13 protein-coding genes, 1 tRNA gene and 1 pseudogene are annotated in these 14,871 nt (G+C 60.6%); 3 read left to right on the top strand and 12 right to left on the bottom strand.

The features are described 5' to 3' along the window. Positions 1 to 109 precede the first annotated feature (109 nt). The 4 genes from SYN9616_RS0108325 to SYN9616_RS0108310 are packed head-to-tail and all read right to left on the bottom strand — an operon-like array spanning position 110 to position 4,330. The gene (locus SYN9616_RS0108325) at positions 110 to 844 is read right to left on the bottom strand and encodes a succinate dehydrogenase/fumarate reductase iron-sulfur subunit (protein ID WP_028952675.1); all 735 of its coding nucleotides are present in this window, start codon (positions 842 to 844) and stop codon (positions 110 to 112) included. Further along, positions 841 to 2,757: a fumarate reductase/succinate dehydrogenase flavoprotein subunit gene (locus SYN9616_RS0108320; protein ID WP_028952674.1), complete on the bottom strand. Its 1,917-nt coding sequence runs from the start codon at positions 2,755 to 2,757 to the stop codon at positions 841 to 843. The genes SYN9616_RS0108325 and SYN9616_RS0108320 overlap by 4 nt, the downstream gene beginning before the upstream one ends. Continuing rightward, the gene (locus SYN9616_RS0108315; protein ID WP_028952673.1) at positions 2,754 to 3,389 is read right to left on the bottom strand and encodes a succinate dehydrogenase cytochrome b subunit; all 636 of its coding nucleotides are present in this window, start codon (positions 3,387 to 3,389) and stop codon (positions 2,754 to 2,756) included. Before SYN9616_RS0108315 ends, SYN9616_RS0108320 begins: the two co-directional genes overlap by 4 nt. Then, positions 3,389 to 4,330: a bestrophin family ion channel gene (locus tag SYN9616_RS0108310; RefSeq protein WP_028952672.1), complete on the bottom strand. Its 942-nt coding sequence runs from the start codon at positions 4,328 to 4,330 to the stop codon at positions 3,389 to 3,391. The genes SYN9616_RS0108315 and SYN9616_RS0108310 overlap by 1 nt, the downstream gene beginning before the upstream one ends. A gap of 103 nt (positions 4,331 to 4,433) precedes the next feature. Between SYN9616_RS0108310 and SYN9616_RS0108305 the strand changes: the two genes are divergently transcribed. Continuing rightward, positions 4,434 to 5,465, top strand: a complete 1,032-nt coding sequence (locus SYN9616_RS0108305; protein WP_232200201.1) for a hypothetical protein — start codon at positions 4,434 to 4,436, stop codon at positions 5,463 to 5,465. A 10-nt stretch (positions 5,466 to 5,475) separates the two neighbouring features. Beyond that, on the top strand, positions 5,476 to 6,534 hold the full coding sequence (locus tag SYN9616_RS0108300) for a hypothetical protein (RefSeq protein WP_028952670.1): 1,059 nt from the start codon (positions 5,476 to 5,478) through the stop codon (positions 6,532 to 6,534). Position 6,535: 1 nt separating this feature from the next. Here SYN9616_RS0108300 and SYN9616_RS0108295 read toward each other — a convergent pair whose 3' ends face one another. Beyond that, a complete protein-coding gene (locus SYN9616_RS0108295; protein WP_028952669.1) occupies positions 6,536 to 7,282 on the bottom strand; it encodes a TMEM175 family protein in 747 nt (248 codons plus the stop codon). 17 nt (positions 7,283 to 7,299) lie between these two features. Next, positions 7,300 to 7,372, bottom strand: a tRNA-Thr gene (locus tag SYN9616_RS0108290). Between the two features lie 33 nt (positions 7,373 to 7,405). Here SYN9616_RS0108290 and SYN9616_RS16495 point away from each other — a divergent pair. After that, entirely contained in the window at positions 7,406 to 7,678 is a 273-nt protein-coding gene (locus tag SYN9616_RS16495; RefSeq protein WP_156918896.1) for a DUF3493 domain-containing protein, read from the top strand. A 153-nt stretch (positions 7,679 to 7,831) separates the two neighbouring features. Here SYN9616_RS16495 and SYN9616_RS16850 read toward each other — a convergent pair. The 6 genes and pseudogenes from SYN9616_RS16850 to SYN9616_RS0108260 form a co-directional block, all read right to left on the bottom strand. Continuing rightward, positions 7,832 to 8,500 (bottom strand): annotated as a pseudogene (locus SYN9616_RS16850) (low-complexity tail membrane protein); the annotation flags it as partial. After that, a complete protein-coding gene (infB, locus tag SYN9616_RS0108280; protein WP_028952667.1) occupies positions 8,404 to 11,916 on the bottom strand; it encodes a translation initiation factor IF-2 in 3,513 nt (1,170 codons plus the stop codon). The pseudogene SYN9616_RS16850 and the gene infB, both read right to left, overlap by 97 nt. 69 nt (positions 11,917 to 11,985) lie before the next feature. Next, positions 11,986 to 12,264, bottom strand: coding sequence for a YlxR family protein (locus SYN9616_RS0108275; RefSeq protein WP_028952666.1), 279 nt, complete (start codon positions 12,262 to 12,264; stop codon positions 11,986 to 11,988). After that, on the bottom strand, positions 12,261 to 13,730 hold the full coding sequence (gene nusA, locus SYN9616_RS0108270; protein ID WP_028952665.1) for a transcription termination factor NusA: 1,470 nt from the start codon (positions 13,728 to 13,730) through the stop codon (positions 12,261 to 12,263). Before nusA ends, SYN9616_RS0108275 begins: the two co-directional genes overlap by 4 nt. Before the next feature lie 36 nt (positions 13,731 to 13,766). After that, positions 13,767 to 14,234 (bottom strand): ribosome maturation factor RimP, encoded by a 468-nt coding sequence (gene rimP, locus SYN9616_RS0108265; protein ID WP_028952664.1) that lies wholly within the window; start codon positions 14,232 to 14,234, stop codon positions 13,767 to 13,769. A gap of 133 nt (positions 14,235 to 14,367) precedes the next feature. Then, positions 14,368 to 14,862, bottom strand: coding sequence for a hypothetical protein (locus SYN9616_RS0108260; RefSeq protein WP_028952663.1), 495 nt, complete (start codon positions 14,860 to 14,862; stop codon positions 14,368 to 14,370). Positions 14,863 to 14,871: the final 9 nt, after the last annotated feature.

Here is a 14,871-nt window from a genome sequence, read left to right as displayed (position 1 = left end):
CTGCCCGCAGCCTCACGTTGGCTTTGGGCTGTCAATGAATCACATCCAAAGTTGGATGTGATAATTAGCACACTCTGAGCTGGCCTCCATCGTCGGCTCGGATGGCGGCCTAGCTCGTCAGTGATCGCTCGCGATGCATCCAACTGATCCAATCCGCTGAGATCTCCTGAGGGCAAACCGCTTCGCACTCGAGGTTGCTGCTGCAACTGCCAAAGCCTTCCTGCTGCATGCGTTCCTGCATGGCACGGGCTCGCTTCCCGCGCTCCGGTTGACCTTGCGGCAGCTGGCCGAGATGGGCCAGTTTGGCGGCCACGAACAGGCTGGCTGAGGCATTGCGACAACTGGCAACGCAGGCGCCGCAGCCGATGCAGGTGGCGGTGTCGAAGGCGCTGGTGGCCTGATCCCTGCCAATGGGAAGGGCGTTGCCATCCGGCGCCTGCCCCGTTCCCGTTGAGCAATAGCCCCCAGCGGCGATTACTCGATCGAGGCTGGATCGATCCACCATCAGATCCTGAATCAGCGGAAAGGCCGTGGCACGCCATGGCTCCAGCGTCAGCACGGCATCGTCCTGGAAGGAACGCAGATAGAGCTGACAAACGGAGGTGGCGGCCCTCGGCCCATGGGCTTGACCATTCACCAGAAAGCCACAGCTGCCGCAGATCCCTTCGCGGCAGTCGTGCTCGAAGCTGACGGGCCGTTCCCCATCGCTGATCAGTTGTTCGTTGAGTTGATCAAGGGCTTCGAGCAGCGATAGCTCAGGGGAAACGTTCGCCAGCACGTGCTCCTGATAAGCACCCGGTTGATCCGGGTTCTGCTGCCGCCAGATCCTCAGGGTGAGTTTCATCGGTAGCTCCGGGTGGAGGGTTGCAGGGCCGTGAACGTCAGAGGCTCTTGATGGCGGACGGGATCGCCATGGTCGTTGAATTCCCAGGCGGCGATGTGGGCGAAGTTCACGTCATCCCGTTGGGCTTCCCCTTCAGAGGACTGATGCTCTTCACGGAAATGCGCCCCGCAGGACTCCTCCCGGGCCAGCGCATCCCGCAGCATCAGTTTCGCTAGCCCGAAGAAATCGCTGACCCGCAGGGCCTTCTCCAGTTCCGGATTGGGTCCCTCGTGTTCGCCAGGAACGCGGACCTCCCCATGGAACTGCGCTTCCAATCGGGCCACCTGCTGAAGACCATCCCGCAGTTCGTCAGCGTGTCGGCTGATGCCACAACGATCGATCATCAAGGCACCGAGCTCGCGGTGAAAGCCATCCACCGGCCTGTGGCCTTGGTTTTTAAGCAGGAGATCGATGCGGGTCTGGGCGCTGTTGAGGGCGTCCCGGCAGGCGGGATGCTCCTCGCCAATCTCCGATGCCGGTGTACCCGCCAGCCAGGCCGTCACCGTGGCCGGTGCAATGAAATAACCATCCGCCAGGCCCTGCATCAGTGCGCTGGCCCCAAGGCGGTTGGCCCCATGTTCGGAGTAGTTGGCTTCCCCCAGCACGAACAGGCCTGGGATTGAACTCATCAGCTGGTAGTCCACCCAAAGCCCCCCCATCGTGTAGTGAGGCGCTGGGTAGATGCGCATTGGTTTGCGATAGGGATCATCTCCACTGATCCGCTCATACATCGTCATCAAATTGCCGTAGCGGGCGGCAATCGCGTCCCGGCCCTCCTCCTTGATCGCATCGGTGAGATCGAGGTACACCGAGCGTCCGCCAGGACCAACCCCACGGCCTGCATTGCAGAGCTCACGCGCCCGCCTTGAGGCCACATCCCGCGGCGTCATGTTGCCGTAGGTGGGATACATCCGCTCAAGGAAGTAGTCACGCTCCTGTTCCGGAATCTGATCAGCGTCGCGTTGGTCGCCTGCGTGTTTCGGCAGCCAGATGCGTCCGTCGTTTCGCAGGCTTTCGCTCATCAGCGTCAGCTTGCTCTGGTAGGCATCGCCGCTGGGAATGCAGGTGGGGTGGATCTGGGTGAAGCAGGGATTGGCGAACAAAGCCCCTTTTTGATGGGCTCTCCAGATGGCACTGGCGTTGGATTTCAGTGCATTCGTCGACAGAAAGTAGACGTTGCTGTATCCACCGGTGCACAACAGCACCGCACGGGCCGTGTGCACCTCCAGTTGCCCGCTGTTTGTGTGTCGGGTCACCACCCCGCGGGCCACGCCATCCACCGTGATCAACTCCACCACGTCGCGGCGGGTGAGCAGCTGCACACGTCCGAGTTTCACCTGTCGCATCAAGGCCTGGTAGGCCCCGTACAGCAACTGCTGCCCGGTTTGGCCGCGGGCATAAAAGGTGCGACTCACCAGGGCGCCTCCAAAGCTTCGGGTCGCCAGGCTGCCTCCGTATTCCCTGGCGAAGGGCACACCCTGGGCGACGCACTGGTCGATGATGCCGCTGCTGATTTCCGCCAGCCGCTGGCAACCGGCTTCACGCGCCCGGAAATCGCCACCACGGAGCGTGTCAGCAAAGAGTCGGTGGATGCTGTCGCCATCGACCGACACTGGACGTGCGGCATTGATACCGCCCTGGGCAGCGACGGAATGGGCGCGTCGGGGACTGTCGTGATAGGTCAGCACGGTGACCCGATAACCCTGTTGCGCCAGGGTCGCTGCCGCCGAAGCACCGGCCAGGCCGGTGCCCACCACGAGCAGATCGATCTGGCCTTTCCGTACCGGACTGATCAGGGGGAAGCTTTCTTTGCATCGCTGCCAGGCTCCGGCAATCGGACCACTTGGCAGGCGTGGGTCTGGAGATCCGCTCATGACACAGCAGCGACCGTCAAGGCGAGGCTGATCAGCAGAAAACCGCCTCCCAGAACGGTGGCCAGCAGTCGTCCGCCACGACGAATCATGGTGCCGTTCGTTGGTGTAAGCCAGCCGAGGTTTCTGTGGGCGGCTTCACCGCCATGAATGAGATGAAGGGTGATGGTGATGGCTGCTGCGCAGTAAACGGTGGCATTCACGGGGTTGTGCAGCACCGCCATCAGGGCGGCTCGTTCGTTGCCGTCCAGAGGGCGAGGCCATCGCAGCTGCTGCAGATGAATGATCAGAAAAGTAAGGGTGATGATTCCGGCTGCCACCTTGCTGCGACTCGCCAGTGCGGCCAACGGCTGGCCGCGGCGGCTGATCAGCGCGGCGCTGTTGCCCGCCTGGCGATTGCCAATGGCTTTCAGAAGGGTTGTAACGATGTGGAGCAGGGCCGCGGCAGCCAGAGTTGTCTCCAGCAGCGGCAGCCAGATCGCATGATGCAGCGAGCTCGCGTAGGCCTCAAAGACGGCCGGTGCGATCAGGGACGGAATCACTCCTGCCAGATGAACAACCAGGAACAGGATCAGCAACAGGCCGCTGCTGGCTGATCCCAGGCGAATCAGGTCGCTCCTCCACAGGCCCGTCATCAATCCCAGAACACCGGGTTTCGGCAGGGGCGGTATCGGCCGTAGTCCAGATCGCCTGGCATCAGGTCTTCGCTGATCTCACAACAGATCGTATTCAGGGGTAGAGAAAAGCTGGTGCCGTCCTGGTCGAAGGGTCCTTCCACATAAGCGCCGATGCGTTCGGCCAGGAGAAAACCCACGAACAACAGGATGCCGGTGGTCGGCGAGCCACTGCGCTTGAAGGCAAGGATCAGCTGCGAGCCGAACACCCAGTTGATCAGGCGCACGAACATGTCGTAGGGGGGTGGGATCGGGGTGTTGCGCACCCGTTGCAGGCCTCCGACGGCCTCATTGCAGCGGATCGTGATCTCCACCAGTTGGCGACGCCCCATTTCCGTGATCCATTCGTCGGCATGGAGATGCTGGATGTCTCGCGATCGCGCGACGGAGAGGCTGCGCACCGTGCTGTCCTGCGGCAGCTTGAGCTGCCCCAGCAGGTCCTCTTGCATCCGACGCAGGTCTGGATGCCAGAAGTTGCGCAACTCGAAATTCAGCTGCCACGCCTGGGCAAGCTGCAAGCGAACCAGGTTCCGGGTCCGTTCGCTCTGCCACTGGCTGTCGGAGAGGTAGGCCCTCAGACCGTCCACCCAGTAGCGGCAACTGTTGAGATAGTCCTCCCAAAGGGTCCGTGCCTCCCACCATCGGCTGATCGCCTGGGTGTTCCGGAAACCAATGAAGATCGACATCGCGATGCCCAGCACCGACACCGCCTCGTTGCTCAGCAACCAGACTTTGGGGATCTGCAGCCTGAGCTCCAGCAGCGCCAGCAATGCAATCGCCAGCAGGTCGAAACGCACCCGTCCCAGCAGTTGCAACAGGATGGTGAGGTAATCCCAGTGGCTGGTGTCCGTGGGATCGCCGTAGTTGCCTCTGCTGTTTGGAACTGGCGTTGCTCTGGCCATGGAGCGAAGCCGGGTGGTGAGAATGCCTCAACCTTGTCATGGTGGAGTCAGTTGACAACCGTTGCTGGCCTTGACTGGTGCGCCCCGTCGACAACGGAGGCTGATGGCTCTCGTGTTGGCCGTGATCGCCTGCGGACTCGTCCTGTCATCGGGGTGGTGGCGCATGGTGCAGCCCGCGGATCGGCTTCCGCTCCAGCCGCCGACGGAACTGGCAGCCATCGACTGGGGTGCTGCTGAACAGCCGCCAGTCACTGTTGCTGTGCCACCTCTGCGGGTGGGCGCCTATGCCACCAACATCAGTGACATCGATCTGCTGCAGGACCAATTTTCAATCGAGTTGTACGTCTGGACCCGATGGCAAGGTGACCCCGAGATCAATCCGAGTGATCAACTTCGAGTTTTGAACGGCATCTACGACGGCGACGTGCAACGTTTTGACCGGGTGCGCCGTGATCAACTCAACGGCGAAGTTTGGTCGCTGTACAAGGTGCGCTCCGCGATCGTGAAGCGTTGGCGCCTGCAGCGCTATCCCTTCGATGCCCAGATGTTGCAGGTCATGATCGGTCTTGAGGATCCGCTGCAAGCGGTGAATCTGGATGTGGTCGATCAAGCACCGTATGTGATCCACTCTGGGCTGCTGCTGCCCGGTTGGTTGATCAAGGACCCCAACGCCTATGCCTCCAATTTGAGCCTGATGAGCGATCTCGGCCGTCCGCCAGCGCCAGGTGTCGCTGTCCGTCGTCTACCCACTGTGTCCTTCGATCTACCGATTCAGCGCCGCAGTCTGCTGTTTGTGGCCCCTGATTTTCTGGGTTACATGCTCGCGGTGGGGCTGTGCTGCATGAGTTTGTTGATCACCCGCAGCCGCGATGACCTGATTCTTGCGGCCGTGGTGTCGGCCGGAGGTAATTACGTGTTCATTGCCGGTCAGCTCCCGGTGACCGCCATGACGGGCTTCATTGGCAATCTTCAGTTGATCATCTTCCTCGGGATTCTCTACGTGGTGGCCGCCGACGAAATCATCGTTAACCACCTGAGCAACTACAGCGCCAGGATCTCGAAATGGATGCGGGTGCTGCTGTTGCCGAGCTATGTGGGGATCACGATTTTCGGTATTGCCCTGATCATTCCCTGAAGGTCGCTTCATGAGCCCAAACCCCAACGACACGGCACAACCCTCTGGACTGTGGACCCTGATCACCGCGGCGATCACGATCCTGCTGCTGCTGGTTGGTTCACTGATGATCCAGCCCCGCCTGACTTATCGACGGGCCAAGGTTGACGATCGCTTCATCCTTACCGCTAACGAGGTGCGGGCTTTGCCCAAGGGCACCCTGGCCGTCGTTTTGGATCGCAACCCCGGCCAGGATCAGAACGACTTCAGATTTCAGCTGCTCAAGTTGGTGTTGGAGAGCAGCGGTCAGCCCTATGCCATGGGGCTCAGCGAGGAGCTGATCTCACAGGATGAGGCGGTGGCACTCTTGCAGGGAGCCAACACGATGTCGATAACGGTGGGTGTGTACGGCGCCGATGCTGAACTTAACCGTCGCTTGCGTCCGATTCCGATTCCGATCACAGGCGGCCTTCTTGGGTTGCGTGCTGGTTGGAGTCATGTAGATGAGCTCGACGTTCTCGCCACCCTCAACAACCGCGACGATCTGCGTTCCATCGTGTTGCTGCAAGGTTTTGGATGGAGCGATGTGGAGATCTTTGATGCCTCCGGTTTAAAGACTTTCACCGCGGCCTCGCAGGATCTCTTCCGCCTAGTCGACAACCGCCGGGTGCATTTGTTTCCTCGCGGCATCGCTGAACTGGAAGGAGAGGCCCGGCTAGTTGCGGACACCACAACGGACACCGTTCTGGATCCGCACGTCTTGCTGGCCTATCCATTTACCGGCTTCTTCTATGTGAGTCCGAACAACCAGCCCCTGGCTGCTGCGATTCAGCAGGGCTTTGAGGCTGCCGTCGCCGATGGGTCCTACCAGCGGTTGGTTGAACAACAGATTTTCACGCCATGGCTGCGGCATCACCTCAATCTTGCGGACCGTGTTGTGGTGTTCCTTCCCAGTCCCGACGCTGCTGAGGTTATCAACGACGTGGATCCTCAGCACTGGATTGTTCCCTGGAGAGATCTCCTCAATGGACAGATCACCCGTGGTGAGCAGTTGTGTTCTCTGCCAAAACTCAAGGCCCTTTGCCGTTAGTTCAAGTGTGAGAGCGCCAGCGTTTCAGGAACGTGTCGATCGCATCCTGGTTGAAGCTCAGGAATAAAAACAGGATCACCACAAGGGCAGGGGGAAAGAGAACTGATTTGCCAAAGGCAAGCGGAATCCAAAGCAGACAAGACGCTACAAAATATAAACCTCGAATGTTGAGATTTTTTGATAGGAGTTGCAGGTCCTGCGATATTCGGTGACTCTCGCTGTTGCTGGCCAGCAGGGACATCAGGAAAAACATCAAGGCCAAAAATATCATTGTGAACAGCCCAAGAAAATCATGATTGTCGAACCAGTCGTACATGATATCAATTTGTTTGCTGTTGGACGTGATATGAGATGTAACGGCTTTTGTTTTTTCATTCAAGATTAAAATGATATTCCCTACGCCCAGTGATGTCAGGGCAAGAATCAGGCTGTTACAAAGGCTCTGGGTCTTTTGCTTGAGGCCGCCGATTTTCAGGATGCTTTTGTGCACTGTCCAGAGTTCATACAGCATCAAAAAAGTTGCTGTATAGGCAATGAATTCATATCCGATTAATGACACAATAAGTTCGCTTTTTATATTCTTCTCTTTGAGATTGACAAGCGCAATGACAAGCTCTGGTAATTCAAGCGCAATAAATGTCATGGCGATGGCATAAATTCCATCGATCAGGCCCATCCAGGATTCGCCGCTCTCGCCGTCCAGGTGGTGAATCGGGTATTTCGTCGATGGAAATTGGTTTTTATCCATGCCTGAACAATTGCTAAAGCCGATGACCTGACTTGAACAGGCGACCCACGCTTTACGAAAGCGTTGCTCTACCAGCTGAGCTACATCGGCAACAGGATCAATTTATCATTTGAGAGCAAAGTTATGTTCAACTTGTCTGACCCGCAGAAGCGCGAGAACAATTTGGATCCTGAGCTGCGGCGTCGGTTGATTCAGGAATCACAGACCCCCTGGCGTGGGCTCAGGCGAGCCCTCTGGTTCGCTCTCTTCGCCTCCGCCGGGCTGGGCCTCTTCACGATGGCCTTCCGGGCTTCCGCTGGAGGTGCTGTCGAGATCAGCGACCTCGGCATTCAGGTTGGCGCCCTCATCCTCTTCGCTTCTCTGCTCTGGTTCGATCGCCAGCGCTCCAGCGTCTGATCCCGGCTCAGGTGTTGGCTCCGGCTCAGGAGTCGGTTCTGGCTCAGGAGTCGGTTCTGGCTCAGGAGTCTGTTCTGGTTCGGGAGTGGGTTCGGGGGTCGGTTTCGGTGAGGGTGTTGGTGTGGGTTCTGGCCATTCCAGCGGCTCGACTTGGAGCAGTTGCAGGCCAAGGCTGGTGCGCTCCAGCAACAGTTTCTGCTGATCGAGGGCCTCTGTGGTGTCACTGAGTTCGCCCTGAATCAGCCAAATCACAGCTTGCGTCAGCTGTTGGAGTTGCCAAACGATCAGGGCCAGCAGCGGGGCACTCAGCAACAGGGTCGCCAGTCGGGACTGCCCCAGAAGCGGGGAGAATTCCTGAATCAACCCGGCCGAGTTATCCAGCCACCACAGCACTGGCAGCAGCAGTGCGGCAGCCAGCAAGGCGGCGAAGCCACTAACTTTCCCTTGCAGGCCACTGAGGGTTTGTTGCTCGAGGCTTCGCGTTGCGGTTGGGACCCGCACCATCAGCAGAGAGCCCCAGTCCGCCGGGCGTTTCCACAGGGCGACGGCCGCAGCCAGACCCCCGACGCTCCAGATCAGCAAGCGCTCGACCGCCGGCACAGGGCCCGGATCAGCTCCGGCCAACACCAATCGGATCAGGAGCAGTTCCAATGGAACCGCTCCGATTGCGAGACATTGAAGCCAGAGCAGGGGCTCGCGGCGGGAGTTCACGGCATCTCGCGGCGTCAGGTGGTGAGTTTGCGTCGCTGGGTCACCATCTTGAAGCCTTCGATGATGTCGCCGTCTTCCCAGTTGGCGAAGCGATCGCAGCCGATGCCGCATTCGAAGCCGCTGGCCACTTCCTTGACGTCGTCCTTGTTGCGGCGCAAGGAGTCGAGATCGCCTTCGAAGACCACTTCCTTGCCGCGACGGACCCGCACTCGGCAGTTGCGCTGCAGCTTGCCGTTGGTGATGTAACAACCAGCCACTGCACTCTTGCCGATGGTGAACACGGCTCGCACCTCGGCTTCGCCAAGGGCTTCCTCCACCAGTTCGGGTTCCAGAAGGCCTTCCATGGCCATCTGGATGTCCTCCAGCAGTTTGTAGATCACGTCGTAATCGCGCACATCCACGCCGGTGGCATCAGCAGCCTTGCGGGCGCCTGATGCCATGGAGGTGTTGAAGCCAACGATCACCGCTCCGGATGCGGCCGCCAGATCCACGTCTGTTTCAGTGATCTCGCCTGGTGCGGAAAGGAGAACACGCACCTGAACTTCGTCTTTGGGCAGCTGCTCTAGCGAGCCGAGGATCGCCTCCACGGAACCCTGGACATCTGCCTTGAGGATCAGGTTCAGCTCCTTCAGCTCGCCTTCGCTGGCCTGACCGGACATGGCCGTCAGCGACACCCGTCGTGAGGCCATCTGCTGCGCCAGTCGGGTGGCGCGTGCATCGGAGGCTCGATCACCCACCACCGAGCGAGCTGATTTCTCGTCGGGATAAACCTCGAACTCGTCTCCAGCGGTTGGCACTTCACTGAAGCCCAGCGCCTCGACGGCGTAGGAGGGGCCGGCGGACTTCATGCGTTTGCCGTTGTCGTCCACCATGGCGCGCACCTTGCCAAGCACCGGGCCGGCGGCCACCACATCACCTGTTTTGAGGGTGCCGTTCTGAACCAGCAGCGTGGCGACGGGGCCTTTGGCTTTGTCGAGGTGCGCTTCGATCACGGTTCCGCGAGCCAGACGATCTGGATTGGCCTGGAGGTCTTCCACCTCAGTCACCAGGAGGATCATCTCGAGAAGCTTGTCGATGTTTTCGCCTTTGATGGCGCTCACCGGCACCATCACCACTTCTCCACCCCAGTCTTCCGCCAGGAGGTTCTGGTCGGAGAGCTCCTGTTTGACGCGATCGGGGGAGGACCCTTCCTTGTCGATCTTGTTGATCGCCACCACGATCGGCACTTCCGCAGCGCGGGCGTGGCTGATCGCTTCCAGGGTCTGGGGACGCACGCCGTCGTCGGCCGCCACCACCAGAACGGCGACGTCAGTCACTTTGGTGCCCCGCGCCCGCATTGCGGTGAAGGCTGCGTGGCCTGGTGTGTCGAGGAAGGTGAGTTTGCGTTGCTCCTCGTTGTGCTCGATCTCCACCTGGTAAGCACCGATGTGCTGGGTGATCCCACCCGCTTCGCCCGCGGCGACCCGCGCCTTGCGAATGGCATCGAGCAGGCTGGTTTTGCCGTGGTCGACGTGGCCCATCACCGTGACCACAGGTGGACGGCGAATCAGATGATCGAGGTCTTTTTCCTCGATCATTTCCACCGTCTTCTTCGCGGCTTCCTCCACGTCGTCCTGGAGAACCGGCACGCCGAATTCCTCGGCCACCGTCTCGATCGTGTTCATGTCCAGGGTCTGGGTGACCGTGGCGATGATTCCCTTGAAGAAGAGGGATTTGATGATTTCGGAGCTTTCCACGCTGAGCATGTCCGCCAGCTCCTGCACCGTGAGGTTGTCCTCCGGGACCACCAGCATTTCCGGCCGGACCTGCTTGGCTTCCCTCGCCGCACGTAATTCCATCGCCCGACGCCGCTGACGTTGTCGGGTGGTTTCTTTCTTGCGCTTGCGAATGGCCGCCACCGGCTTCGGTGCGCTTCGCTGCTGTGATTTCGGTTTGGCCGGCCGAGCCAGGCTGGCGGAGAGCACCATGGCCTGCTGTTCCCCGGCAAAGCCACCGGTTTCGGCCGTCAGCGCGTCGTCGTTCTCGCCAATGATGTGAACTTTCTGGCGCTGCTTCTGGGGCGAACGGCTGCGCAGGGCTTCGAGCTTGGCGCTGTCATCCCAATCGGGGCGGCCGGGACGGCGCTGACCCGGAGCACCGGGGCGCGCTCCATATGGGCGACGGGGGGCTGCCGGTGCCGTCGGCCGTGAGACCGGAGGATTGGCTTCGGCTCCGGAACCAGGTTTGCTTCCAGGCTCAGGGCGTCTTGGTGGCGGCGCGGTAGGACGCCCCACTGGCTTCTGGAGTTGCATGAGCTCTCCAGGGGCCACTGGCTTGCGCATCCCACTGGGCATGCCTGGCCTGGACGGAGCACCAGGACGCGTGGGTGCACCCGGTCGGGAGCCTCCTGGGCGAGGTCCGCCTCCGGCGGTGCTGCCATCGCGGCGGATGGGTTTGCCGACGAGCTCCAGGGTGTTGCCACCAGGTCGGCCTGGAGTGACGGGGCGGCCGCCTGGGGGTGTCGGTCGACCTTGTCTCTGGGGAGCCCCAGGACGCGTGACGCCTCCCTGACGCCCTCCTGGAACTGGACGCACCGGAGCACCGGGACGTGAAGGAACTCCGGTCCCAGGCCGTGATGGTGCGCCTGGTCGCGGTGGCGTACCACCGGCTTCCGGTCGCCTGGGTTGTGGCTTGCCCACAAGCTCTGGGCGTGGCGCTGGACGGGCTGGACTTCCTGCTTTGGCTGGGCCGCCTGGTTTCGGTGCCGCACCGGTCCGCGTTGGAGCTCCGGGCCGTGGAGCATTGCCCTGGCTAGGCCTGGAAACGATTTGTGGACTCTGAGGTCGGGCAGGCCGGCCTTGCGGCTGACCGGCTGACGCAGGTCTTGGAGCGGTTCTGGCAGGTGTTGCAGGCGTGGGCCTTGCAGGTGCCGGCTTTGCAGCGGCTGCTGGGGCGCTGGGACGCGGTGGTGGTGACGTCGGTTTTGAGGCCGCTGCTGCAGGCCTTGGCGGTGGTGACTTGACCGGCGTACCTGGGGAGATCGGGCGTGTGGGTGCCGCTGGTTTCTCATCTGCTGGCTTGGCCGGAGCCAGGCGGGCTGGCGGCGCCTGGCTGATGACAGGTTTCGCAGGAGACGGTTTCGCCGCTGTTGGTTTTGCAGCTGTTGGTTTTGCAGCTGTTGGTTTTGCAGCTGTTGGTTTTGCAGCTGTTGGTTTTGCAGCTGTCGGCTTGACGGGCGAAGCAGCGGCTGCAGGGGGAGCGGAGGACGTCGAAGCCGCTGCTGGAGCTGACGCCTTCTTCACAGACAGGATTGCTTTACCCGCTGGCGGCTTCGCAGGGGCTGAGGCTTGGCTGCTGGGAGCTTTGGCGGCCTTGGAGGAACCGTTCTTCAGCAGGTTGCGGATCCGACCGGCCTCGTCATCACTGATGGAACTGCTGTGGCTTTTGGCCGCAATCGACAGCTTGTCGGCAGCATCCAGCACGTCCTTGTTCTCAAGGCCCAGGTCCTTGGACAGCTCGTAAATTCTGACTTTGCCGCTGCTGGTCATTCAGGTGGGGTCTCCGGTCGGTCCGGGCACGAAGTGCCTCGGTGGCCCTACGCAAAGCAGGTCCAATGTTTAGTTTGCCTCAGCGGATTCTCTAGTCGTTGAACTGAGCCGCTTCTGCATCGTCGCGAGGACCGCATCGGGCACCTGGCAACGCAGGGCCTTTTGCAGACGCTTCCGCCGACGTGCGTCCTCAAGACAAGCCTCCTTGGGACAGAGATAGGCCGAACGACCCATGCCTTCCTCAAGGAGAACCCCATCCCTGTAGTCGCGAACCACCCGCCAGAGCAGGCGTCGGTCCAGAAGCTGGCGACAGGCCACGCAGCGACGCAGGATGGGTCGATCGTTCACCGGGCTCCGTTGGGGTCGTTCTCAGGTTGCAGCTCCTGTTGGTCAGTTTCAACAACTGGCTCGTCTGAGCTTTCTTCTGTGTAAGCCTCGCTTTCGGCTGCTGGCTCTTCGAACACGTCTCCCTCAGCAGGTTGTTCGGCGTACACCTCCTGGTCTTCGACGTAGTCCTCCTCGTCTTCAGGCAGCGGATACAGCTCACGCAGGCGGGCGTCTTCCTCTGCTCGTGCTGCCTGTTCGATTGCCAGGCGTTCCTCCACCTCCTGCTGCAGGGCTTCCTCCTGCTCCCGCTGAGCAATCAACTCAGCCACAACGGCGTCTTCAGCGGCCTGATCGTATTCGGTGGAATTCTTGATGTCGATTTTCCAGCCGGTCAGGCGTGCCGCCAGCCGTACGTTCTGACCTTCTCGGCCGATGGCCAGGCTCAGTTGATCCGGTGGAACCAATACGTGGGCATGCTGACCGACCGGATCGACCAGTCGCACCATCTCGACCCGGGCCGGACTGAGTGAGTTGGCGATGTACTGGCCTGGATCGGGTGACCAGCGGATCACATCGATCTTCTCTCCGCGCAGCTCGTTCACGACCTGTTGAATGCGTGAGCCTCGGGCTCCGATGCAGGCACCCACGGGATCCACCTCCCGTTCGATGCTGTCGACCGCCACTTTGGTGCGGGGTCCAACCGAACGCGAGGGAGGGTTGGCTTCCCGGGCAACAGCAACGATGCGGACAGAACCTTCCTGGATCTCCGGCACCTCGTTTTCGAACAGGTAGACCACCAGCCCAGCATTTGATCGGCTGACAAAAAGCTGGGGGCCTCGCCGGGGAACCTCACTCACTTCCTTCAGGAACACCTTGAAGGTGGCGTTGGCCCGGTAGTTGTCGTTGGGCAGCTGATCGCGGCGTGGAAGTTCGGCCTCCACCTCCGGTCGACCCAGGCCGGAACTCACGGCCATGATCACGCTCTGGCGTTCGAAGCGAATCACCCTGGCGGTCAGGACGGGATCTTCAAGGTCGGCAAATTCCTCCTGGATCATCCGACGCTGCTGATCACGCAGCTTTTGAGCCAACACCTGTTTGGTGGTGGCTGCCGCCATGCGGCCGAAATCGTCTTTCTCCGGGGTCACGTCCAGGACGACGGTGTCTCCCACCTGGGCATCCTCGGCGACCTGCATCACTTCAGCGATCGCGATCTGATGGTCTTCGCTTTCGACCTCGTCCACGATGATTTTGCTGGCCAGAACCCTGTATCCCTCTTCGTCAAGATCCAGTCCGACGTCGAAATTGCTGAAGTACTCCTCATCAAAGGGGTCTTCACTGATACCGATGTACAGGGTGCGTCGGTAACGCTCGTAGCCCTTCAGAAGCGCCTCCCGCAGTGCCGCCTCCACAACCTGGGGCGGCAGCTTTTTCTCATCGCTGATGTCGTCGATCAGATTGCTGAGACCGGGAAGAAGAACGAGAGCCATTGGAGGGAAAGGGGAAGAGGGAAGGGTGCGGAGCGCTCAGGCGCTCGGACTGGTGAGACGAACGCCAATCACCTGATCTCGCGGGATGCGCTTGATGCGTCCTCGGATGTTGATCTGCAGACTTTCCTCGTCGCGTTCGAGCAGCAACCCGTCGAGACGATGTTCGGCATCGTTGTTGTCGCGATGGGTCACTTCCACCGGGAACCCACGGAAGGTTTGAAAGTCCCGATCGGTGGCGAGCTGTTCACCGATCCCTGGACTGCTGATTTCCAGGACGTACGCCTCGTTCAACAGCTCTGAGCTCTCCAGAGCCTCCCCCAGCACCCCGCTGAACTGGGCGCAATCGTCCAGGTTCACATCAGCTCCATTGCTGTGTCGGATCTGCACTTCCAGCGTCATCGGGCTCATGTGCGTGAGCAATTGGATTCCGCACAACTCAAAAGCCTGGGTCGCCGCCACCTGGGTGGACAGTGTCTCAAGCTCTGGCAGGAGAGGATGCGGCAAGGCGGACGGAGATCGGGCGTCGGCCCGACGCGCGTTTCAGTTGTGACCTGTCCCCCGAAGGAGATGCCCGCCGGACACCTCTTCAATGTAGAAGACCGTCGGGCCGCCCTCTTTTGATGGTTTGGTAAGCAGGCTAGTTGCAGCCCTGAACAGAGATCCGGTAGCTGAATCCAGTGCCGCCTGGATCATTGTTGGCGCCGATCTTGAAGTTCACCTGGCTGATGCCCTTGCCTGTCGGTGGGCTGAAGGGGCCGAACTGGGCGCCAGTGCCGGTTGGCGGCTTCATCCTTTCGTCCACAACTTTCATGGATCCCCCCCCCGCAAATTTCAGGAACGCCTCAATCGGATATTCGCCAGGCTGACCATCAGTTGAATCGGCTGTGAAAAACAGCTTGTAGCTCCGGTAGGGCTGATCCACCACAAAGTCGGTGTTCCAGTTGGTGCGTCCCACCGCGTTGCCGATCAGGCCCTTGGGACGCTCAACCCGTTTCTTCACGATGTAAGGCTCAGGTCCATTGCCGTTACCTCCAAGAGGCATCAGAAACTTGCAGGCGGCAAGGCTCTGTGTAGGGGCTAGCAGGCTTATGCCAACGGCGGTGCCGAGCAGGAGAACGTTGGTGCGCTTCATTGGGTGCGG

The sequence above is a fragment of the Synechococcus sp. CC9616 genome (genome assembly GCF_000515235.1).
Taxonomy (GTDB): Bacteria; Cyanobacteriota; Cyanobacteriia; order PCC-6307; family Cyanobiaceae; genus Parasynechococcus.
This window is presented reverse-complemented; position numbering and strand designations above follow the sequence as displayed.